Genomic DNA, 20,505 nt, shown 5'->3' on the forward strand with positions numbered 1-20,505 from the left:
GAACTTCTGTAATGCTAGCTCGACAACGGCATGTGCATGAACGGCGGGAGAAGCGATACGACGACGTGAAGTCGGCGTACGTGCAGTTCTACTCGACTATGCGCAGGATCGTCGGTAAGGCCGAACTGGATGCGTATTACGAGGGGGGCACGTACGCGGATCGGGACGGCGGCACTGACCCCATCACCCACCTCCTCGCCGGTGCCGATGCCGATGCTGCACTGGCTCACTTGCGCCTGTTCGCTGATCAAGCGCTGTACGCGGCGGGGCGGGAGTGGCTCGACGCGTACTACGCCCGTTTCTGGAATGAAGGCAGGACGAAGTCCCCGCGCGACATCCATGCCGCCGAAGACCACTTCGTGACGGAAGGCAAACGGGCGCTCGGCGTCACCACGTAGCACCGCTACGGACATCCTGCGGGCTCACGGCAAGGCGCCGGCGAATGCGGAGTCACCGAAGCCTCCGTCGAGGATCCACCTAAACCTCAAGGATGTTGGTGTCGTTTCTCAGCCTGATCGGAGCTGACGTTACGGTTAGCCATGAAGGCAACGCCGATTTGCCGCCTCACCGCCCGGAGGGTCCATGTCCCACACCACCCGCTGCCCCTTCTACCCGCAGCGGCCACCCACGCATAGCGACGACGGTTACACGACCTTCCATCTCCCTGGGCCTGTGTTCCGAAACCATGCCGACTGCGTCTGTCCCGCCCAGGAGAGCCAGATCAGGGACCTGCACTACGTCGAGTCGTGGAAGGACATGGTCTGCCACCACTGCGGCGTGGACCTTGCTGTCCAGGCGCAGCGTGAATGCGAGGAGTACGATGAATGGCTAATGGGTGGCCCCTGGATGTACGGCTCGGGACGCAAGAGTCCATGGAAGTTCTTCTGTCCCCACGGCGGCGAACACCGCGACAACCTCTGGGAGCACGAGTTCGGACGCCCGCATCGACCGGAGCACCCCAGTGAAAATCCGGACACCTCCGTCTGACGTTTTTGATTCCAGTCACTCAAGGCATTAGAGCTCACTACTCGGGGGCTCACGGCTCTAACAGGGCCACTCCTATGCGAGCTCATGAACGAAACGTGACTCCGACCCCGTTCAGGGCCTGGCACCGTAGGGCTGAAGACCCAAATCGGTATCCGTGCTCCATCAGGTTCTCGGATACGCCCGCGCCGAAGCGTCCCGCAAGGCGAACGTGCCACGGCGCCCGAGCCCTGCCGCACCTGCGCGGGCGACGGGCCGCAAGGGGATCCTCTGCGGAACGTGGCTGGCGTCCGGTTCGCGGAGGCTGTGAGCCGGCGGCGGGGACCCGCGACGGGTTCCTCCTACGGGACGGACAACTGGACCGACCGCAACCGCTGCGAGGGCGGACCACTGAGCGTTAGGGGGTCCCGTCCGGCTCCGATGCCCTCTCCAGGCTTCGGACCGCTGCCAGGCGGTGGAGCTCAGACCGTCGGATGAGGAGTGCGGCAACGGGCGCCCGCGATCGCGCTGGCGGCGTGATGATTGGTCGTCATTCGCGCCCTTTGGTTCCTTCGCGCACCATCCGACGATGTTCGCCGCGGCCGGCGGCGTGCCCGCGTTGCGGGCGGAGTCGTTCAGTCGCGAGCGATGCGAAGGGCGACCCAGAGCGCGCACCTTCGGCAGATGTAGGCCGGTTCGCTCCCGAGTGCGTGGAGCGACCTTCGTGGCCGCTGGCGGCCGCAGCACGAGCATCGTTGCTGGGTGTCATCGGCCATGTCGCGATGGTGCCACGGGCCGGTGACCTTCGCGGGTCACAGGTAGCGGCAGACGTCCTCGGGGGAGCATGTGGCCGGGTCGCCGGTGGTGGCGTGCTCGCGCAGGATGGCGATCGTGGTGCGTAGCTGCGCGAGCTCGGCGAGCTGCCGGTCGATGACCGCGAGGCGGGTGTCGAGCAGGTCGGTGACGTGCTGGCAGGGGGCCTGGCCCCGGTCTCGGATGGCCAGCACCTGGCCGATCTGGGCCAGGGTCAGCCCGGCGGCTTGGCCCCGGCGGATGAAGTGCAGCCGGTCGAGCACCTCGGGGCCGTAGTCCCGGTACCCCGCCGGGCTGCGGTCGGGGTCGGGGAGGAGTCCGACGTCCTCGTAGTACCGCAGGGTCTTAGCTGTCGTGCCCGACGCCTGAGCCACCTCACCGATCCGCATGCCACTCATTCTGCCTTGACCTTCCAGTGCACTGGAAGGTCGATCCTGGTCCTGAGGCGCGGCAACAAGGGAGGACTTATGACGGCAACGGACAAGGGCAGGTCGTATGACCTGGCAGTGATCGGGTCCGGTGGGGCGGCGTTCGCGGCCGCGATCCGCGCCACCACCCTGGGCAAGCGGGTGGTGATGATCGAGCGCGGCACCATCGGCGGTACCTGCGTGAACACCGGGTGTGTGCCCTCCAAAGCCCTGCTCGCGGCCGCCGAGGCCCGCCACGTCACACTCGACGCCGCCCGGTTCCCCGGTCTGCCACTCCCCGACGCCCCACCGGTCGACATGCCCGCCATGGTCGCCGGCAAGGACAAGCTCGTCGGATCGCTGCGCAGCGAGAAGTACGCGGCCCTGGCCGCCGAGTACGGGTGGGCCCTCCACCCCGGCGAGGCCACCTTCGTCGGCACACCGACTGAGCCGGCACTCCGCGTGACCGGCCCGGACGGCACGGCGGAAACCGTCCGGGCCGCGCACCACCTCATCGCTACCGGCTCCACGCCCTGGGCGCCGCCGGTCCCCGGCCTGCAGGAGGCCGGTTATCTGACCTCGACGACCGCGATGGAGCTGGACCACGTCCCGGAGTCGCTGCTGGTCATCGGCGGCGGCTACGTCGCCATGGAGCAGGCCCAGCTCTTCTCCCGCCTCGGTGCCCAGGTCACCATGCTCGTCCGCTCACGGCTGGCCTCCCACGAGGAACCCGAGGCCGCCACCGCCCTGGAAGAAATCCTCGCCGACGAAGGCATCGAGATCATCCGCGGCGCGGTGCCCACCGCGGTGCGCCGCGACCCGGCCACCGGCGAGGTCACGGTCACCGCCACCACCGCCGACGGCTCACACGAGCTCCGCGCGGCCGAGCTCCTCGTTGCCACCGGCCGCCGCCCGGTCACCGGCACGCTCGGCCTCGACACCATCGGCGTGCGCGCCGGCAAGCGCGGCGAGGTCATCATCGACAGCCACCTGCGCACCACGAACCCGCGGATCTGGGCCGCGGGTGACGTCACCGCCCACCCGCAGTTCGTGTACGTCGCCGCGGCCCACGGCGCCCTGGTCGCCGACAACGCCCTCACCGGAGCCGGCCGGGAGGTCGACTACCGCCACCTGCCCCGGGTCGTGTTCACCAGCCCCGCCCTGGCCTCCGTCGGAATGACCGACCAGCAGGCCCGCACTGCCGGGATCCGCTGCGACAGCCGCGTCCTGCCCCTGGCGCACGTCCCGCGCGCCATCGTCAACCGTGACACCCGCGGGCTCATCAAGATCGTCACCGACGCCGACACCGGCCGCATCATCGGCATCACCGCCCTCGCCCAGGACGCCGGTGACCTCGCCGCCGCCGGCGTCTACATCCTCGAGGCCGGCATGACCACCGACCAGGTCGCCAACCTCTGGAGCCCCTACCTGACCATGGCCGAAGGCCTCAAACTCACCGCCCAAACCTTCACCACCGACATCACCAAACTCTCCTGCTGCGCAGCATGAACCCGCACAGGGATCCTTGGACGGGACAAGCGACGGCCGTCACCAGCCGCGGGTGCTGGCCTCGCCCTTGAATGGGCCGACCACACGGTGGGTGCACCAGCCGCCGTAGAAGGCCCCGGGCTGCGGCCGGACCGGTTCGCCGTCGACGGTGCACAGAGTCATTCGGCCCGGGTAGAACGCGACGTGTCCGATCAGCGCCTGGTACCCGGGTGAGGGCTCGGGGTAGGTCCAGGCGCCGGCCGGCGCCACCACCCTCCCTCCGTCCTCGTCGCGGCCGACGACGTCCGCGTACGTGGCGCGTCCCTTGAATTCACACACGGTGGTCGGCGCGGCCACGGCGACGAGGGCACCGTCAGTGATGTCGGCGACCGGCAGGTAGTAGGTCGGCGGGTGGGAGGTCTCCAGGACCCGCAGGGCACGTCGGGTGTCGGCGACGACGGTCGTCCCGAGCAGCACCAGGACATGCTCCGTGCTCGGCTGCACCGCGGGTGGGCGGGGGTAGTCCCAGACCGACTCCTGGCCCGGGTCCGGTGGGACGGCGAGCCGCCCGCCCGGGGGTGGCGTGCGGGGACTCCAGGCCGGGCGGTCATGGTGCGTCATGCAGTCGACAGTAGACCGGGGCGCCGCGACCGTGATGGCAGACGATGCCCAGCCCATGCTCCCCGCCGGCTGCTGGTGCTCCACCCGCGGTTGGCCGTGCACCGAGGCCGGGACCTTCGCCGGCGCCCGGGTTCGGCTCACCGCTCACCCGACGCTGCATGGCCGGGCGCCATGGGGCAACCAAGGGCGGCCAGAGTCTCCCGGCGAGGTATGGACGCGAGCCTGTCGCCGCTCAACATTCTGGGCAGGGCTCGCCGCGGCGAGCCGGTCGCGGGAGGATCGCAGTCATGTCCGGCGAGACGCGTGAACTTGCGATGTTCCCGCTCGGTTCTGTGCTGTTGCCTGGCATGCCGTTGCCGCTGCGAATCTTCGAGCCGCGCTACATCGCGATGCTCGCCTCGGTGCTCGGGGAATCCGACCGTGAGTTCGGCGTGGTGCTGATCGAGCGCGGCTCGGAGGTTGGCGGTGGCGACGTCCGGTTCGGGGTGGGCACAGTGGCACGCATCCATTCGGTCGAGATCGCCGAGGAGTCGATCGGCTTGCTCGCGACGGGTGCGGCACGGTTCGAGGTCGTCCGCTGGCTCCAAGACGACCCGTTCCCACGCGCCGAGGTGCGCGAGCTCGAGACGTTGGAACTCGACCCACCTACCGTGTCGGCGCTCGCCGCGGCCGAGGCGCTGGTGCGCGCGACCTTGACCAGAGCGAGCGAGTTCGTCGAACTGCCGTGGTCGCCCGACATAGAACTCTCAGCTGAGCCAGCGAAACGCATCTGGCAGGTCGCCGGTATCGCGCCGCTCGGCCCGTTGGATCACTACGAACTGCTGCGCTCGGCGACTGCGGCGGAGCTGCTGACCACGCTGGTAGACGAGACACGCGTCGCGGATCTCCGCTTCACCATCGGTTGGCCGGACCACCCGTAGGACGACGAGGACCTATCACCGTGAGTTGCCGAAACGGACAACGGACCGTGAGTTGAGGAGCGGTTCGGCCCGGCGCACCGGATGCGGCAGATCCGGATGTCGGCGGGGTGCCCGGACGGCGGACGAGCGGACGTCGAACCTGGCTCCGGCGCGTAGGCGCCCTCAACGGGTGGCGCTCGGTATCCGTGGCCGCCTCTTGGCTGTTCTTCCTGCGGGCGTCTCAAGCTGCGCAGGGCGGCCCGTCGGCCTCCTGCGGCTTGTGCGCCCAATGGATGACTTCACCCAGGATCCGCTTGTCGTGAGATGGGCCGCCGCGGGCGTCGGTGGTGTCAGCCATCGAGCTGCGCATCGATGAGGGCGTCCTCCTCGTCGGCGTCCGTCCGCCGCCGGGTGGTCCGCTCCGGCCGCGTCGGTTCGCCGGCGGCCTCGGCGGCGATGTCCGCGGCCTCGCGTCGCGCGAGGACGACGTAGCCGATGAGGAAGCCGACGGCGAACACCCACCACTGGAACGCGTAGGACAGGTGCGACCCGGGGGTCGTCTCGGGCCGCGGGAACGCGTGGAGACCGTCGACGGGTGCGCCGTTCTCCGTCGTTGCCAGCACGTACCCGGTGAACAGGTCGGTGCCCTCGACGCCGGCCGCCCGCGCGACCGTCGCCGGCTCGATCGCGTAGACCTGCCCGTCCGGTGCCGTGCGCGAGTCCACGGGCTCGGCCTGCCGCAGCCGTCCGACAACACTCACCTCGCCGTCGGGGTAGACGGGCGGCACCGTCTCCTCCTCCCCGAGCGGGAGCCAGCCGCGGTCGACGACGACGAGCCGCTCGCCGTCGTCGTCGTCCTCGGCCCGGAGCACGGCGAGGACGCGCGCGGCGGGGTTGCCGTCCACGGGCCGGTTGCGGACGAGGACCTGCTCCCCGACGTAGCTGCCCTCCACCTCGACGCTGCGCCACACGAGGTCGGCAGGGACGGCGTCGTCGACGAGCTCGGAGATCTCCTGCGCGGGGGCGCCGTAGTTCGCGTTGACGAGCTCGTTCGCGGAGGCGCGCGACTCGTGGCGGGTCCACTGCCACATGCCGAGGAGGACACAGGCGGTCGCGGCGAGGACGACGACGAGCGCCAGCCCCACCCAGCGCCGGGTCCGCAGGAAGCGGTAGCGGCTCATAGCGCGGAGACCGGCACGACCTCCCGCAGGAACGACCGCGTCCCGAGGAAGGACTCCAGGTGCGCACGGTGCGCGTCGCAGGCGAGCCACGTCTTGCGGCGGTCCTCGGTGTGGAGCTTGGGGTTGTTCCACAGCAGGCCCCACGCCGCCTCCTCGCGGCAGCCCTTGGCGCTGCAGACCCGCTCGACCGGGCCGTCGCCGTCCGGCGAGGCGAACGTGCTCACCTCAGGTAGCCACCTCTCAGGTCGATGGGCGGGAAGGTCGGGGGACCGGAGCCCGGGGGGCCCTCGATCTCGGGGAGCCCCTGTGACGTCCCGATCAGCGTATCCGCTTCCTCGGGCCGCTCCTGCCCCGCGTTGGCGAAGATCACGGCGACGTAGGGGAGGAGGATCGCCCCGATGGCCATGACCCAGCGCAGCCAGCCCTCGGTGAAGAAGATCCCGACGAAGCACCCGGTGCGGATCGACATGGAGATGAGGTACCGCACGACCCGGTTGTGGACGTCCTCGCTCAGCGGTCGCCCCACCGAGGTGATCGCCTGAACGTCGCGCTTCCGGCCCACCGAACAAGGGTAAGGTGCGGATGCCTCCGACGCCGGACCGGCACCGTCGGCTACCGTGCCATCCGGACCACATCACAGGAGGACACGTGAACGACACCGACGCACGCAGCGTGCTCGTCACCGGCGCCAGCCGCGGCATCGGCCGCGCCGTCGCCGAGGCGTTCGTCGCCGCGGGGGACCGCGTCGCCACGATCTACCGCGGCGGCGACCTGCCCGACGGCGTCCTCGGCGTGCACGGGGACATGCGCGACACCGAGGCGGTCGACGCGGCGGTCGGTGAGATCGAGGCGGCCCACGGCCCCGTGGAGGTGCTCGTCGCCAACGCCGGGATGACCCGCGACCAGCTGCTCATGCGGATGAGCGACGACGAGTTCACCGAGGTCCTCGACGTCAACCTCACCGGGGTCTTCCGCTGCGTGCGCCGGGTGTCCAAGGGCATGATCCGCAAGCGCGCCGGCCGCATCATCCTCATGGGCTCGGTCGTGGGGATGTACGGCAACGCCGGACAGGTCAACTACTCGGCCACCAAGGCCGGCCTCGTCGGCATGGCCCGCTCCATCACCCGCGAGATCGGCTCCCGCGGCATCACCGCCAACGTCATCGCCCCCGGGTTCATCGACACCGACATGACCCGCGCGCTGCCCGACGCGCAGCAGGACAAGCTCCGGGCCGCGATCCCCGCCGGCCGCTTCGGTGACGTCTCCGACATCGTCGGCGCCACCATGTACCTCGCCTCGCCCGCCGCCGCCTACGTCACCGGGGCCGTCATCCCCGTCGACGGCGGCCTGGGCATGGGCCACTGACCCTTCCGACTAGGAGAGAACAGACGATGGGACTTCTCGACGGCAAGACCCTGCTGGTCACCGGCGTGCTCAAGGACAACTCGATCGCCTTCCACGTCGCGCGGCTCGCGCAGCAGGAGGGTGCCACGGTCATCCTCACGTCCTTCGGGCGCCAGCTGCGGCTCACGCAGGTGACCGCGCGACGGCTGCCCACCGAGGCGCCCGTCGTCGAGCTGGACGTGACGAACGCCGAGGACCTCGCCGCCCTCGCCGACCGCGTCCGCGAGCACACCGACCACCTCGACGGCGTCGTCCACTCGATCGGGTTCGCGCCGCAGTCGGTCATGGGTGGCAACTTCCTCGCGGGGGAGTGGCCGGACGTCGCCACCGCGATGGAGGTCTCCGCCTTCTCGCTCAAGTCGCTGGCCGTGGCGACCCAGCCGCTGCTCACCCGCGGCGCCGGGATCGTTGGCCTCACCTTCGACGCCTCCTTCGCCTGGCCGGTCTACGACTGGATGGGGGTGGCCAAGGCGGCCTTCGAGTCGACCGCGCGCTACCTCGCCCGCGACCTCGGCCCCGAGGGCATCCGCGTCAACCTGGTCTCCGCCGGCCCGATCCGCACGACGGCGGCGACCTCGATCCCCGGTTTCGTCCAGATGGAGGAGACCTGGGACGAGCGTGCGCCCCTCGGCTGGGACGTCAAGGACGCCGAGCCCGCGGCCCGCGCCGTCGTGGCGCTGTGCTCGGACTGGTTCCCCGCGACGACGGCGGAGATCGTCCACGTCGACGGCGGCGTCCACGCGATGGGGCAGTAGGTGACAGCCCGCACCCTCGTCCTCCTGCGACACGCGCACGCGGAGCCGGAGAACGGGCTAGGCGACGCGCAGCGCACGCTGTCGGCCCACGGCCGCCGACAGGCCGCGTCCCTGGGGCCGCTCCTCGCGGAGGAGGTCGGCCGGGTGGACGTCGCGCTCGTGTCCAGCGCGCTGCGCACCACCGAGACCTACAAGCTCATCGCCTCCGGCCTGCCGGACGCGCCGGCCGCCGACGTGCGCGACGAGCTCTACTCGGCCGGGCCGCGCGACGTGCTCGCCCTCCTCGCCGAGCTCCCCGACGACGTGAGCCGCGTGCTCGTCGTCGGCCACGAGCCGACGATGTCCTCCCTCGCCCACCTCGTCGACGGCGAGCGGAGCACGCTGGCGGAGATGGTCTCCCTCGGCATGGGGACCGGGAACGCCGCGGTCATCGAGGTCCCGATGAGCTGGTCCTCGCTCGACCGCTCCACCGCCCGGCTCCGGACGGTGCTGCGCCCGGAGTAATCGGCGGGGCGCGGACGCGGGCGGGCCCGCCGGGCGATACGGTACGGGCAGCAACGTGAGCGAAGGAGCCACACCCGTGCGTCGAGCTGCAGGAGCGGTCGCCACGGCCGTCGTGCTCCTCACGGCGTGCGCTCCCGCGCAGGAGGTCCCGGCGGAGGAGGAGGTGGCCGAGCTCCTCGACTCCGCCTACGTCGCCCGCACGGAGCCGGAAGAGCTGTGCGACCTCGCAAGCTCCGCCGAGAGCTGCCGGGCGTCGTTGGAGGACGCGCCACCGGCGCCGGAGGAGGTGCCGACCCTCCACTGCAGCGACGTCGTCGAGGAGGCCGACGTGGAGGCCAGGGCGGTCCGCGTCTCCGGAGTGGCGCGGGACGGCTCCGACTACGACGCCACGCTGCTCGTGATCGCGACGCCGGAGGGCGCGCGCTTCGTCGACCCCGTGTACTGGTCGGCCGCTGACCTCTCGAGCGAGGACGTCGCCGACCTCAGTTGCTGAGCGAGGTCGGGCTCGCCGTGCCTCAGCCGTCGAGCAGCCCGAGCACGGCGTCGAGACGCGGGAAGGTGATGGCGGCGTCGGCCTGCTCCTGGACCACGGGCTTGGCGCAGTAGGCCACCCCCAGGCCGGCGGCGGCGAGCATGTCGAGGTCGTTCGCGCCGTCGCCCACCGCGACCACCCGGGCGAGGTCCACGCCGTCGTCGTCGGCCCACTGCCGAAGGTGCTGCTCCTTGGCGGCCCGGTCCACGACCGGGCCCGCGGTGCGGCCGGTGAGCCGACCGCCGTCGACCTCGAGCCGGTTGGCGGCCACGTGGTCGATGCCGAGCCCTTCCGCGAGCGGCCCGACGATCTCGAGGAAGCCGCCGGAGACCAGGCCGACCCGCCCGCCCCGGTCCCGGACGGTGGAGACGAGCTCGCGGGCGCCGGCGGAGAGCTCGACGGCGGCGCGCACGTCGTCCAGGACGGAGACGGGCAGCCCCTCGAGCGTGGCCACCCGCTCCCGGAGGCTGGCGGCGAAGTCGAGCTCCCCGCGCATCGCGCGCTCGGTCACCTCCGCGACCTGCGCGCGGGTGCCGGCGTGCTCGGCGAGGAGCTCGATGACCTCCGCCGTGATGAGGGTGGAGTCCACGTCCATGACCAGCAGGCCGACGCCGTCGTCGACCAGCGCGCCCGCGGTGGCGGCGACGTCCACGCCCAGGGCGGTCGCGGGACCGCGGAGCTCGGCGGCCAGCGCGACGTGCGCGTCCGGTGCCGCGTCGGCACGCGCGGTGCCCGTGAGGGCGAGCGCCGACCAGCCGGGCCGCGAGGTGTCGGCGGACGTGACGTCCTCGGCCACCGTGGCGAGCAGGCCGCGGGCGTGCTCGACGAGTGACGGCGGGAGGGGACGGGCGGAGACGAGGGCGAGACGGATCACGCAGCCCAGGTTACGGGGGACCGCCGCAGGGTCGTCCCTTCGGCTCAGGACCGGGCACTGGAAGGGACGACCGGTGATCGAGAAGGGCGACCCACCGGCGCGGGAGCCCGGCGAACCTCAGCGCCGGACTGTCGCGCCCTTCGGGACCACGGTGATGCCGGACTCGGTCACCGAGAACCCGCGCTCCATGTCGTGCTCGGGGTCGACGCCGATCTGAGCGCCGTCGGCGATGCGCACGTTCTTGTCGATGATGGCGCGGTCGACGACGGCGTTGCGGCCGACGTCGACGTTGTCGAAGAGCACCGAGTCGCGCACCGAGGACCAGGAGTTGATCTTCGTCCCGGGGGAGATGACCGAGCCCATGACCTCACCGCCGGAGACGATGACACCGGGGGAGACGAGGGAGTCGAGGGCGTGTCCCAGCCGCTCACGGTGGCCGTAGACGAACTTGGCCGGCGGCATCCCGGTGTTGCCCGTGAACAGCGGCCACTCCTGGTTGTAGAGGTTGAACACCGGGGAGACCGAGATGAGGTCCTGGTGGGAGTCGTAGTAGGCGTCGATGGTGCCGACGTCGCGCCAGTACCCCCGGTCCCGGTCGGACGCGCCGGGCACGATGTTGTCCTTGAAGTCGTACACCCCGGCCAGGCCCCGGTCGACGAACCACGGGACCAGGCTGCCGCCCATGTCGTGCTTGGACTCCTCGTCCTCGGCGTCCACCCGCAGCGCCTCGATGAGCGCGTCGGTGGTGAGGACGTAGTTGCCCATCGAGGCCAGGACCTCGTCGGGGGAGTCGGGAAGACCCTGCGCCGTCGCCGGCTTCTCCAGGAACGCCCGGATCCGCTGCGGGTTGGCGGGGTCGACGTCGATGATGCCCAGCTGGTCGGCGAGCGAGATCGGCTGCCGGATGCCGGCGACGGTCATCGCGGCGCCGGAGTCGATGTGCTGGTCGACCATCTGGGAGAAGTCCATGCGGTAGATGTTGTCCGCACCCACGATGACGACGATGTCCGGCTGCTCGTCGTCGATGAGGTTGAGGGACTGGTAGACGGCGTCGGCGCTGCCGAGGAACCAGTGCTTGCCCACCCGCTGCTGCGCGGGCACCGGGGCGACGTAGTTGCCCAGGTGGGTCGACAGCCGCCACGTCTTGGCGATGTGGCGGTCCAGGCTGTGCGACTTGTACTGGGTCAGCACGACCACGCGGAGGTAGCCGGAGTTGACGATGTTCGACAGGGCGAAGTCGATGAGGCGGTAGATCCCGCCGAACGGGACTGCCGGCTTGGCGCGCTCCTCCGTGAGCGGCATCAGTCGTTTTCCCTCGCCACCGGCGAGGACGATCGCAAGGACCCGGGGGGAATGGGTACGCCGAGGGCTCATACCTGGACTCTAGGGCTGCTTAGATGGTCCTGCAGATCTATTGGTCGCTTGACTGACGAGGGGGCCGCGATGCGTGTCGACATGCTGACGAGGGAGTACCCCCCTCATGTGTACGGCGGGGCCGGGGTGCACGTCGCCGAGCTCGCCCGGGTGCTGCGCGCACGCGTGGACGTGCGGGTGCACTGCTTCGACGGGCCGCGTGAGGAGGCCGGGGTGCGCGGGTACGGCTCTGTCGCCGAGCTCGCGGGGACCAACCCGGCGCTCCAGACCTTCGGTGTGGACCTCGCCATGGCCGACGCCGTACGCGGGACCGACATCGTCCACTCCCACACCTGGTACGCGAACCTCGGCGGTCACCTGGGCGGGCTGCTGCACGACGTGCCTCACGTCCTGTCGGCGCACTCGCTGGAGCCGCTGCGGCCGTGGAAGGCGGAGCAGCTCGGTGGCGGGTACGCCCTGTCCTCGTGGGCGGAGCAGACCGCCTACGAGGGCGCCGCGGGCGTGATCGCGGTCAGTGCGGGCATGCGCAACGACATCCTGCGCAGCTACCCCGCCGTCGACCCGGAGAAGGTGGAGGTCATCCACAACGGCATCGACCTCGCCGGGTGGCAGCGGCCGGCGGGCGAGGAGGCCGCGCGTGCGGACGAGGTGGCCCGCTCGCACGGCATCGACCCGAGCCGTCCCGCCGTCGTCTTCGTCGGGCGGATCACCCGGCAGAAGGGCCTGCCGCACCTGCTGCGGGCCGCCCGCTCGCTTCCCGAGGACGTCCAGCTCGTGCTGTGCGCCGGTGCCCCGGACACCCCGGCACTGGCCGCGGAGGTGCAGGCCGGCGTGGCCGAGCTGCGCGCCACCCGCTCGGGAGTCGTGTGGATCGACAAGATGCTCTCGCGCGCGGACCTCATCGCGGTCCTCACCGCGTGCACCGTGTTCGTCTGCCCGTCGGTCTACGAGCCGCTCGGCATCGTCAACCTGGAGGCGATGGCCGTGGGGCTGCCCGTGGTCGGGTCCGCGACGGGCGGGATCCCGGAGGTCGTCGACGACGGCGTCACCGGCACCCTCGTCCCCATCGACCAGGTCGCGGACGGCACCGGCACCCCGGTGGACCCGGCTCGCTTCGAGGCCGACCTCGCCGAGGCGCTCACCGCGGTGCTCGACGACACCTCCCGCGCCGCCGAGATGGGGGAGGCCGGCCGGCGCCGCGCCGAGGAGCACTTCTCCTGGGAGTCCATCGCCGACCGCACGCTGGAGTTCTACGAGCGCGTCATCGCCGGGTGAGGCCGGCTACCGCGAGCGGCTGACGCCACCGGACACGTGGCTCACGCTCGCGGCGGCGAGGGCCCGGCGGGCGGTGTGCTCGAGGCCGCGCAGCACCTCGGCGCGGGCCGCACCCTGCCGGGCGACGACCGCACCGCCGTCGTCCTCCAGGGCCAGCTGGACCACCGCGAGCAGGCGCGCCGCCCGGGTGAGCACCTCCACCCGCGTGGGCTCGAGGCCCGGGGGGAGGAGATCGCTCGAGACGTCCTCCCGGAGCAGGTGGGCCGCCTCCCGGGCGGCGTCGGGACGCCACCCGGCGAGGTCGAGCTGCTCCAGCGCCTCGCCCGCGGTCACCAGCGCCTCGACGATCTCCTGCCGTGCCTGGCGCAGCGAGCCGACGAGCCCGAGCAGCGTCGGCACCGGCCGCTCCGCGAAGGGGAAGGGGTGCAGCACCCAGCGGACGAGGGTGCCCGGCTCGAGGTCGCTGCCGAACCGCTCGACGTGGGGGACGACGGCCCAGGAGCCGCCCTCGGCGCGGATGAGGAGGCACTGGCCGGCGTCGACCGCGTCGAGCAGCGCCACCCCGGGAAGACCGGCGACGTGCCCGGGCGCGGGGAGCACAGCACCGACGTCGGTGATCTGCTCACCGACGATCCGGCCTGCCATCTCGCGGGCGGAGCGCACCGCGCCGTCCGGGCGGTCGATGACGTGGGTGTCCTCGCCGGTGATCGCGCGGAGGGCCGCATCGATGACGTCGCCGCCCTCCCCGCTCCGGGAGGGGCCGGCGGCGGCGAGCTTCGGGAGCCAGAGCGCGGCGAGAACGGCGTGAGGCAGTACAAGGTCGGGCACGCCCCCACCGTAGACGTCCGGCACCCCGGGTGCCGGATAGGCTCGGAGCATGAGCGATGTGCTGGAGCTGTCGGACGTGACCCTGCGGCGCGGGTCGAAGACGATCCTCGACCGCGTGAGCTGGTCCGTGAGCGACGGCGAGCGGTGGGTCGTCCTGGGCCCCAACGGCGCGGGCAAGACGACGGCGCTGCAGCTGGCGGCGGGACGACTGTTCCCGAGCGAGGGCACCGTCGACATCCTCGGTGAGCGGCTCGGCACGATCGACACCGCGGAGCTCCGCACCCGCATCGGCCTCGCCTCGGCGGCCCTCGCGGACCGGATCCCGGGAGGTGAGGCGGTGCTCGACGTCGTGCTCACCGCCTCGTACGGCGTCACGGGGCGGTGGCGGGAGACGTACGACGAGTACGACACCGGCCGGGCCCGCGACCTGCTCGCGGCCTTCGGCGTCGAGCAGCTGAGCGACCGCACCTTCGGCTCGTTGAGCGAGGGCGAGCGCAAGCGCGTCCAGATCGCCCGGGCGCTCATGGCGGACCCGGAGCTGCTCCTGCTCGACGAGCCCGCCGCCGGCCTGGACCTCGGTGGCCGGGAGGAGCTCATGGGCGCCCTCGGCGAGCTGGCGGGCGACAGCCGGTCCCCGGTCATCGTGCTCGTCACCCACCACGTCGAGGAGATCCCGCCGGGCTTCGGCCACGGCCTGCTCCTGCGCGACGGCGCCGTCGAGGCAGCCGGTCCCATCGACGACGTCCTCACGCCGCAGCACCTGTCGCGGACCTTCGGGCTGGACCTCGAGGTCGAGCGGCACCGCGGCCGGTGGAGCGCCCGCGCCGCCGGCAGTGCCCGCTAGCCTCCGCGCCGGCATAACCGTCCGTGGCGTCCGTCACGGTCGGTAGGATCGACCTCAGGAGGAGGACGGACGATGGCGTGGTTGTGGTGGCTGGGCGGAGCCCTGGTGCTCGGCGTCGTCGAGATGCTCACCGTCGACCTCATCTTCCTCATGTTCGCGGGCGGCGCGCTGGCGGCCGGGGGAGTGGCACTGCTCGGGGCCCCCTTCTGGGCGCAGCTCCTCACCTTCGCCGTCGTCTCGACGGTCCTCCTGGTGGCCGTGCGCCCCTGGGCACTGGGCTACCTCAAGCGCTCCACACCCGACAGCCTGACCAACATCGCCGCCCACGTCGGCCGCACCGCCGAGGTCCTCATGGACGTCACCGACCACGCCGGGCGGGTCAAGCTCGTCGGCGAGGTCTGGACGGCCCGGACGGCGGAGCCGGGCACGGTGCTGCCCGTCGGCACCACCGTCCAGGTGGTGCGCATCGACGGGGCGACCGCCGTCGTCGCGCCCATCCCCGTGACCTACCCCGAAGGAGCCTCGTGACCGACAACACCGGTGGCATCGTGCTGACCATCGTGCTCGTCCTGCTCGCGCTGTTCGTCATCGTCGCGATCTGGCGGGCCGTCCGGATCGTGCCGCAGGCCGTCGCGCTCATCGTCGAACGGCTGGGCAAGTTCAACACGGTGATGTACGCGGGGCTGCACTTCCTCATCCCGTTCGTCGACCGGGTCCGCGCGGGCGTCGACCTGCGCGAGCAGGTCGTCTCCTTCCCGCCGCAGCCGGTGATCACCTCCGACAACCTGGTCGTGTCGATCGACACCGTCATCTACTTCCAGGTGACCGACCCGAAGGCCGCGACCTACGAGATCGCCAACTACATCACCGGTATCGAGCAGCTGACCGTGACGACGCTGCGTAACGTCATCGGTTCGATGGACCTCGAGCAGACGCTCACCAGCCGTGACCAGATCAACGGCCAGCTGCGCGGGGTGCTCGACGAGGCGACCGGGCGCTGGGGCATCCGCGTCAACCGCGTCGAGCTCAAGTCGATCGACCCGCCGCAGAGCATCCAGGGTGCGATGGAGCAGCAGATGCGGGCCGAGCGCGACCGCCGCGCCGCGATCCTCACCGCCGAGGGCGTCAAGCAGTCCCAGATCCTCACCGCCGAGGGTGAGAAGCAGTCCTCGATCCTGCGGGCGGAGGGCCAGGCACAGTCGGCGATCCTCAGGGCCCAGGGTGAGTCCCGCGCGATCCTCCAGGTGTTCGACGCCATCCACCGCGGCAAGCCGGACCCGAAGCTGCTCGCCTACCAGTACCTGCAGATGCTGCCGGAGCTGGCCAACAAGGAGTCGAGCAAGTTCTTCGTCATCCCCACCGAGTTCACCGCCGCACTCGGTGCCATCTCCAAGGGCTTCGGCGGCGGTGCTCCCGGCGGAGGCTCCGACGACGACGACTCCGGTCCTGCACCCCAGGTCGACTTCGGCCCCCACGGCAGCGCCATGGCGGCCGGACTGGCCGAGGCCAGCCTGCAGGACCCGGACGAGGCGCTGGCAGCCGCGCGCAGCGAGGCCCAGCAGGCGACGTCCGAGGCGAACGCCGCGGGCGAGCGGTCGGGCCGACCGTTCTCCGACTCGGCCGAGCGCGGGCAGCGCCCCGCCGAGGGCGAGCCCCGCCGGCGCCCGCGCGCGGACGACCAGACGCGCTTCGCGCCGCCGCCGTCGGGCACGCCCGCCGTCCCTCCGCCGGCCCCCGGCGCCCAGCGTCAGCCCCCGCCGCCCAGCGCGAACCAGCCCGGCCCCACCGCCGGTCCGCCGAGCACGGCCGAGCCGGTCACGGGCGAGGAGCCGGAGCAGCAGCAGTAGCCCGACCGACGACGACGGCGCGCACTCCCGGACGGGGGTGGCGCGCCGTCGTCGTCCGCGCTGCCCTGAGCGAAAATTGTCGCCGCGTGTCGGAGGGCCGTCCTAGGCTGTGCAGGCGCCCAGCGAGGCGTGCGTGGCGGCCGTCCGGCGGCCGGCGCGATGCGAAAGGCTGTCATGCTGCTGCCCGTCCTTCGGCGTTTCCTGCGCCCGTACCGTCGCGACGTCGTCGTGGTGGTGCTGCTCCAGTTCCTGCAGACGATCGCGGCGCTCTCGCTGCCCAGCCTCAACGCCGACATCATCGACAACGGCGTGGTCGTCGGTGACACGGGCTACATCCTGCGGGTCGGCGGGATCATGCTGCTCATCAGCGCGGTGCAGGTCGCGTGCGCGGTCGGCGCCGTCTTCCTCGGGGCCCGCACGGCGATGAGCGTGGGCCGGGACCTGCGGCGCTCGGTGTTCACCCGCGTCCAGCGCTTCTCCGTCGCGGAGGCGGGACGCTTCGGCGCACCGTCGCTCATCACCCGCTCGACCAACGACGTCCAGCAGGTCCAGATGGTCACCCTGATGACCTTCACCATCCTCGTCATGGCGCCGATCATGATGGTCGGCGGCGTGGTCATGGCCATCCGGCAGGACACCGGGCTGTCGGCGCTGCTGCTCGTCATCGTGCCGGTGCTGCTCGCGGTCATGGTGTTCATCGCGCTGCGGATGGGCCCGCTGTTCCGGCTCATCCAGGGGCGCATCGACCGCATCAACCTCGTCATGCGGGAGCAGATCTCCGGGGTGCGCGTCATCCGCGCGTTCAACCGTCAGCCCAACGAGCGCGAGCGGTTCGAGAGCGCCAACACCAACCTCATGGTGACCAGCCTGAGCGTCGGCTACCTCATGGCGCTGATGTTCCCGGTGGTCCAGGTGATCATCAACGCCTCGCAGGTGGCCGTCGTGTGGTTCGGCGCGGGGCGCATCGACTCCGGTGCCATGGAGGTCGGTTCGCTGGTCGCCTTCCTCAGCTACCTCATGCAGATCCTCATGTCGGTGCTCATGGCCTCGATGATGTTCATGATGGTGCCGCGCGCCTCCGTGTCCGCCGAGCGGATCGACGCGGTGCTCGCGACCGAGCCGAGCATCGTCACCCCGGCCCGGCCCCGGCGCCTGCCGGAGGGGCGGGTTGTCGTCGAGCTGGACGACGCGAGCTTCGGCTACGCCGGCGCTGCCGAACCGGTGCTGCACGGCGTCTCGCTGCGCCTCGAGCAGGGGCGGACGACGGCGGTCATCGGCGCCACCGGCTCGGGCAAGTCCACGCTCGTCAACCTGCTGCCGCGGCTGGTCGACACCACCGGCGGCGTCGTGCGCGCCGGCGGGATCGACGTCCGTGACCTCGACCCCGCGGAGCTGCGCGCCCGGATCTCGATCGTGCCGCAGCGCGCCTTCCTCTTCTCCGGCACCATCGCCTCGACGCTGCGGTTCGCCCGCCCGGGGGCGACCGACGATGAGCTGTGGGCCGCCCTCGACGCCGCCCAGGCCAGCGAGTTCGTGTCCGACCTCGGGCTGGACGCCAGGGTGGAGCAGGGCGGCTCCAACTTCTCCGGGGGGCAGCGCCAGCGGCTGGCGATCGCCCGCGCGCTGCTCAAGCCGGCCGACCTGTACGTCTTCGACGACTCGTTCTCGGCGCTCGACTACGCCACCGACGCGCGCCTGCGGGCCGGCCTGCCGGCGGCCACCGCCGGGGCAGCCGTGCTCATCGTCGCCCAGCGGGTGGCCACCATCCGCGACGCCGACCAGATCGTCGTGCTCGACGAGGGCCGCGTCGTCGGCAGGGGAACCCACGGGGAGCTGATGGAGGGCAACACGACCTACCGCGAGATCGTGCTCTCCCAGCTCAGTGCGCAGGAGGCGGCATGAGCGGCCACCGTCCCGGTCCCGGCATGGGCATGGGCGCCGGCGTCCCGCCGGGCCAGAAGTCGGCGAACTTCGGTGCCTCACTCCGCCGGCTGCTGCGCACGATGAGGCCCGAGCGCGTGCGGCTCGTCGTCGTCGTGGTCCTCGCCGTCCTCGCCGTCGCGCTGCAGGTGACCGGCCCGGCCCTGCTCGGACGCGCGACCAACATCGTCTTCGACGGCGTCGTCGGCCGGACCCTGCCCGACGGCGCCACCCTGGAGCAGGCCGTCGCCGGGCTGCGAGCGGCGGGGGAGAACCAGGTCGCCGACATGGTCAGCGGCATGGACGGCGTCGTGCCCGGGCAGGGCATCGACTTCGGTGCGCTCACCACGGTGATCCTCACCGTGCTGGTCGTCTACGTGGCCTCCGCCGCCTTCCTGTGGGTCCAGGGGCGGATGCTCGCCGGTGTCGTCCAGCGCACCGCCTACCACCTGCGCCGTGACGTCCAGGGCAAGATCGACCGGCTGCCGCTGCGCGAGCTGGACTCCCACGCCCGCGGGGACGTGCTGTCCCGCGTGACCAATGACATCGACAACCTCTCCCAGACGCTCCAGCAGACGCTCTCGCAGGTCGTCACCTCGCTCGTCACCGTCGTCGGGGTGCTCGTCATGATGTTCGTGCTGTCCTGGCAGCTCGCCCTCATCGCCCTCGTCACCGTGCCGGTCTCCGCGTGGGCGACCATGACGATCGCCAAGCGAGCCCAGCCGCACTTCGTCGCCCAGTGGAAGTCCACCGGTGACCTCGGCGGCACGGTCGAGGAGGCGTTCACCGGGCACGAGCTCGTCACCGCGTTCAACGCCCAGGACGGCGTGCGGGAGGGCTTCGACACCGACAACGAGCGGCTCTTCCGGGCCAGCTTCCGCTCCCAGTTCATCTCCGGGACGATCATGCCGATGATGGGGTTCGTCGGGAACCTCAACTACGTGCTGGTGGCCGTCGTCGGCGGGCTCCGGGTCGCCTCCGGGGACCTCAGCCTCGGCGCGGTGCAGGCCTTCATCCAGTACTCGCGCCAGTTCAGCCAGCCGCTCGCCCAGCTCGCCTCGATGGCCAACCTCGTGCAGTCCGGGGTGGCCTCGGCCGAGCGGATCTTCGAGGTGATGGACGCCCCGGAGGAGTCGCCCGACCCGGAGCCGGGGCAGCGACCGGACGTGGTGCGCGGTGAGGTGCGCTTCGAGGACGTCACCTTCAGCTACGACCCCGAGCGTCCGCTCATCACGCGGCTCGACCTCGACGTGCAGCCGGGGCAGACCATCGCCGTCGTCGGGCCGACCGGTGCCGGCAAGACGACGCTGGTCAACCTGCTCATGCGCTTCTACGAGATCGACTCCGGTCACATCTGGCTCGACGGCGTCGACACCCGCACGATGACCCGCCAGGACCTGCGCGACCCGATCGGCATGGTGCTCCAGGACACCTGGTTGTTCGAGGGCACGATCGCGGAGAACATCGCCTTCGGGCGGGACGGTGCCACCGTGGACGAGGTGCGCCGGGCCGCGGAGGCGGCCAGCGTCGACCGCTTCGTGCACAGCCTCCCGAACGGCTACGACACCGTCATCGACGCGGAGGGCGGGGGCGTGTCAGCCGGCGAGAAGCAGCTCATCACGATTGCCCGCGCCTTCCTCTCCGACCCGCAGCTGCTCATCCTCGACGAGGCCACGAGCTCCGTGGACACCCGGACCGAGATGCTGGTCCAGCAGGCAATGGCCGAGCTGCGCAAGGGACGGACCTCCTTCGTCATCGCGCACCGGCTGAGCACGATCCGCGACGCCGACGTCATCCTCGTCATGGAGCACGGCGACATCGTCGAGCAGGGCACCCACGAGGGGCTGCTCGCCGCCGACGGCGCCTACGCCCGCCTCTACCGCAGCCAGTTCGCCGCCCCCGTCACCGCCGCCGAGTAGCCCGTACTCGTTCTCGCCGAGAGCGGAGTTGTTGCGGCGCGGTCATCCCCCAACCGT

The 20,505-nt window shown here is 71.4% G+C and carries 22 protein-coding genes; 14 read left to right on the plus strand and 8 right to left on the minus strand.

Annotated elements, in window-relative coordinates; genetic code table 11:
• Positions 1-65 precede the first annotated feature (65 nt).
• Complete coding sequence (locus VR894_RS14635; RefSeq protein ID WP_324652701.1) at positions 66-398, plus strand: hypothetical protein; 333 nt, start codon at positions 66-68, stop codon at positions 396-398.
• A gap of 184 nt (positions 399-582) precedes the next feature.
• The gene (locus VR894_RS14640) at positions 583-987 is read left to right on the plus strand and encodes a hypothetical protein (protein WP_324652702.1); all 405 of its coding nucleotides are present in this window, start codon (positions 583-585) and stop codon (positions 985-987) included.
• Positions 988-1,775: 788 nt separating this feature from the next.
• Here VR894_RS14640 and VR894_RS14645 read toward each other — a convergent pair.
• Positions 1,776-2,165: a heavy metal-responsive transcriptional regulator gene (locus VR894_RS14645; RefSeq protein WP_028708020.1), complete on the minus strand. Its 390-nt coding sequence runs from the start codon at positions 2,163-2,165 to the stop codon at positions 1,776-1,778.
• Between the two features lie 78 nt (positions 2,166-2,243).
• On the opposite strand from VR894_RS14645, the gene merA reads away from it, so the two are divergent.
• Positions 2,244-3,692 (plus strand): mercury(II) reductase, encoded by a 1,449-nt coding sequence (gene merA, locus VR894_RS14650; protein ID WP_030153508.1) that lies wholly within the window; start codon positions 2,244-2,246, stop codon positions 3,690-3,692.
• Positions 3,693-3,731: 39 nt separating this feature from the next.
• Here merA and VR894_RS14655 read toward each other — a convergent pair whose 3' ends face one another.
• On the minus strand, positions 3,732-4,292 hold the full coding sequence (locus tag VR894_RS14655; RefSeq protein WP_324652705.1) for a DUF427 domain-containing protein: 561 nt from the start codon (positions 4,290-4,292) through the stop codon (positions 3,732-3,734).
• A 287-nt stretch (positions 4,293-4,579) separates the two neighbouring features.
• Between VR894_RS14655 and VR894_RS14660 the strand changes: the two genes are divergently transcribed.
• Complete coding sequence (locus VR894_RS14660) at positions 4,580-5,212, plus strand: LON peptidase substrate-binding domain-containing protein (protein WP_324652708.1); 633 nt, start codon at positions 4,580-4,582, stop codon at positions 5,210-5,212.
• A 329-nt stretch (positions 5,213-5,541) separates the two neighbouring features.
• On the opposite strand, the gene VR894_RS14665 is transcribed toward VR894_RS14660, so the two are convergent.
• From VR894_RS14665 to VR894_RS14675, 3 genes are read right to left on the minus strand one after another with little or no spacing between them, the layout of a single operon-like run.
• A complete protein-coding gene (locus VR894_RS14665) occupies positions 5,542-6,372 on the minus strand; it encodes an SURF1 family protein (protein ID WP_324652710.1) in 831 nt (276 codons plus the stop codon).
• The gene (locus VR894_RS14670) at positions 6,369-6,596 is read right to left on the minus strand and encodes a hypothetical protein (protein WP_324652712.1); all 228 of its coding nucleotides are present in this window, start codon (positions 6,594-6,596) and stop codon (positions 6,369-6,371) included. Before VR894_RS14670 ends, VR894_RS14665 begins: the two co-directional genes overlap by 4 nt.
• Positions 6,593-6,934 (minus strand): DUF3099 domain-containing protein, encoded by a 342-nt coding sequence (locus VR894_RS14675; protein WP_324652713.1) that lies wholly within the window; start codon positions 6,932-6,934, stop codon positions 6,593-6,595. The genes VR894_RS14670 and VR894_RS14675 overlap by 4 nt, the downstream gene beginning before the upstream one ends.
• 86 nt (positions 6,935-7,020) lie before the next feature.
• On the opposite strand from VR894_RS14675, the gene fabG reads away from it, so the two are divergent.
• From fabG to VR894_RS14695, 4 genes are all read left to right on the plus strand, one after another.
• Positions 7,021-7,737: a 3-oxoacyl-ACP reductase FabG gene (gene fabG, locus VR894_RS14680; protein WP_324652714.1), complete on the plus strand. Its 717-nt coding sequence runs from the start codon at positions 7,021-7,023 to the stop codon at positions 7,735-7,737.
• Positions 7,738-7,763: 26 nt separating this feature from the next.
• Positions 7,764-8,531 carry an enoyl-ACP reductase FabI gene (gene fabI, locus VR894_RS14685; protein ID WP_324652715.1) on the plus strand — a complete coding sequence of 256 codons (768 nt, stop codon included), beginning with the start codon at positions 7,764-7,766 and terminating at the stop codon, positions 8,529-8,531.
• Positions 8,532-9,035, plus strand: a complete 504-nt coding sequence (locus tag VR894_RS14690; protein WP_324652716.1) for a SixA phosphatase family protein — start codon at positions 8,532-8,534, stop codon at positions 9,033-9,035.
• Positions 9,036-9,111: 76 nt separating this feature from the next.
• Positions 9,112-9,528 carry a hypothetical protein gene (locus tag VR894_RS14695; protein ID WP_324652717.1) on the plus strand — a complete coding sequence of 139 codons (417 nt, stop codon included), beginning with the start codon at positions 9,112-9,114 and terminating at the stop codon, positions 9,526-9,528.
• A gap of 22 nt (positions 9,529-9,550) precedes the next feature.
• Here VR894_RS14695 and serB read toward each other — a convergent pair whose 3' ends face one another.
• Together serB and glgC are read right to left on the minus strand one after the other, a co-directional pair.
• Positions 9,551-10,441, minus strand: coding sequence for a phosphoserine phosphatase SerB (serB, locus tag VR894_RS14700; protein ID WP_324652718.1), 891 nt, complete (start codon positions 10,439-10,441; stop codon positions 9,551-9,553).
• 117 nt (positions 10,442-10,558) lie between these two features.
• The gene (gene glgC / locus VR894_RS14705; RefSeq protein ID WP_324652719.1) at positions 10,559-11,815 is read right to left on the minus strand and encodes a glucose-1-phosphate adenylyltransferase; all 1,257 of its coding nucleotides are present in this window, start codon (positions 11,813-11,815) and stop codon (positions 10,559-10,561) included.
• 69 nt (positions 11,816-11,884) lie between these two features.
• Between glgC and glgA the strand changes: the two genes are divergently transcribed.
• Positions 11,885-13,090 (plus strand): glycogen synthase, encoded by a 1,206-nt coding sequence (gene glgA / locus VR894_RS14710; RefSeq protein ID WP_324652721.1) that lies wholly within the window; start codon positions 11,885-11,887, stop codon positions 13,088-13,090.
• A 6-nt stretch (positions 13,091-13,096) separates the two neighbouring features.
• On the opposite strand, the gene VR894_RS14715 is transcribed toward glgA, so the two are convergent.
• Entirely contained in the window at positions 13,097-13,918 is an 822-nt protein-coding gene (locus tag VR894_RS14715; RefSeq protein ID WP_324652722.1) for a hypothetical protein, read from the minus strand.
• 49 nt (positions 13,919-13,967) lie between these two features.
• Between VR894_RS14715 and VR894_RS14720 the strand changes: the two genes are divergently transcribed.
• From VR894_RS14720 to VR894_RS14740, 5 genes are all read left to right on the plus strand, one after another.
• Complete coding sequence (locus tag VR894_RS14720; protein ID WP_324652724.1) at positions 13,968-14,762, plus strand: ABC transporter ATP-binding protein; 795 nt, start codon at positions 13,968-13,970, stop codon at positions 14,760-14,762.
• Positions 14,763-14,834: 72 nt separating this feature from the next.
• Positions 14,835-15,290, plus strand: coding sequence for an NfeD family protein (locus VR894_RS14725; protein ID WP_324652726.1), 456 nt, complete (start codon positions 14,835-14,837; stop codon positions 15,288-15,290).
• Positions 15,287-16,609 (plus strand): SPFH domain-containing protein, encoded by a 1,323-nt coding sequence (locus tag VR894_RS14730; protein ID WP_324652728.1) that lies wholly within the window; start codon positions 15,287-15,289, stop codon positions 16,607-16,609. Before VR894_RS14725 ends, VR894_RS14730 begins: the two co-directional genes overlap by 4 nt.
• A 174-nt stretch (positions 16,610-16,783) precedes the next feature.
• Positions 16,784-18,511 (plus strand): ABC transporter ATP-binding protein, encoded by a 1,728-nt coding sequence (locus tag VR894_RS14735; RefSeq protein ID WP_324652734.1) that lies wholly within the window; start codon positions 16,784-16,786, stop codon positions 18,509-18,511.
• The gene (locus VR894_RS14740) at positions 18,508-20,448 is read left to right on the plus strand and encodes an ABC transporter ATP-binding protein (RefSeq protein ID WP_324652730.1); all 1,941 of its coding nucleotides are present in this window, start codon (positions 18,508-18,510) and stop codon (positions 20,446-20,448) included. Before VR894_RS14735 ends, VR894_RS14740 begins: the two co-directional genes overlap by 4 nt.
• Positions 20,449-20,505 lie beyond the last annotated feature (57 nt).

Origin of the sequence: Georgenia sp. H159, from assembly GCF_035607575.1 — a bacterium.
Taxonomy (GTDB): Bacteria; Actinomycetota; Actinomycetes; order Actinomycetales; family Actinomycetaceae; genus Oceanitalea.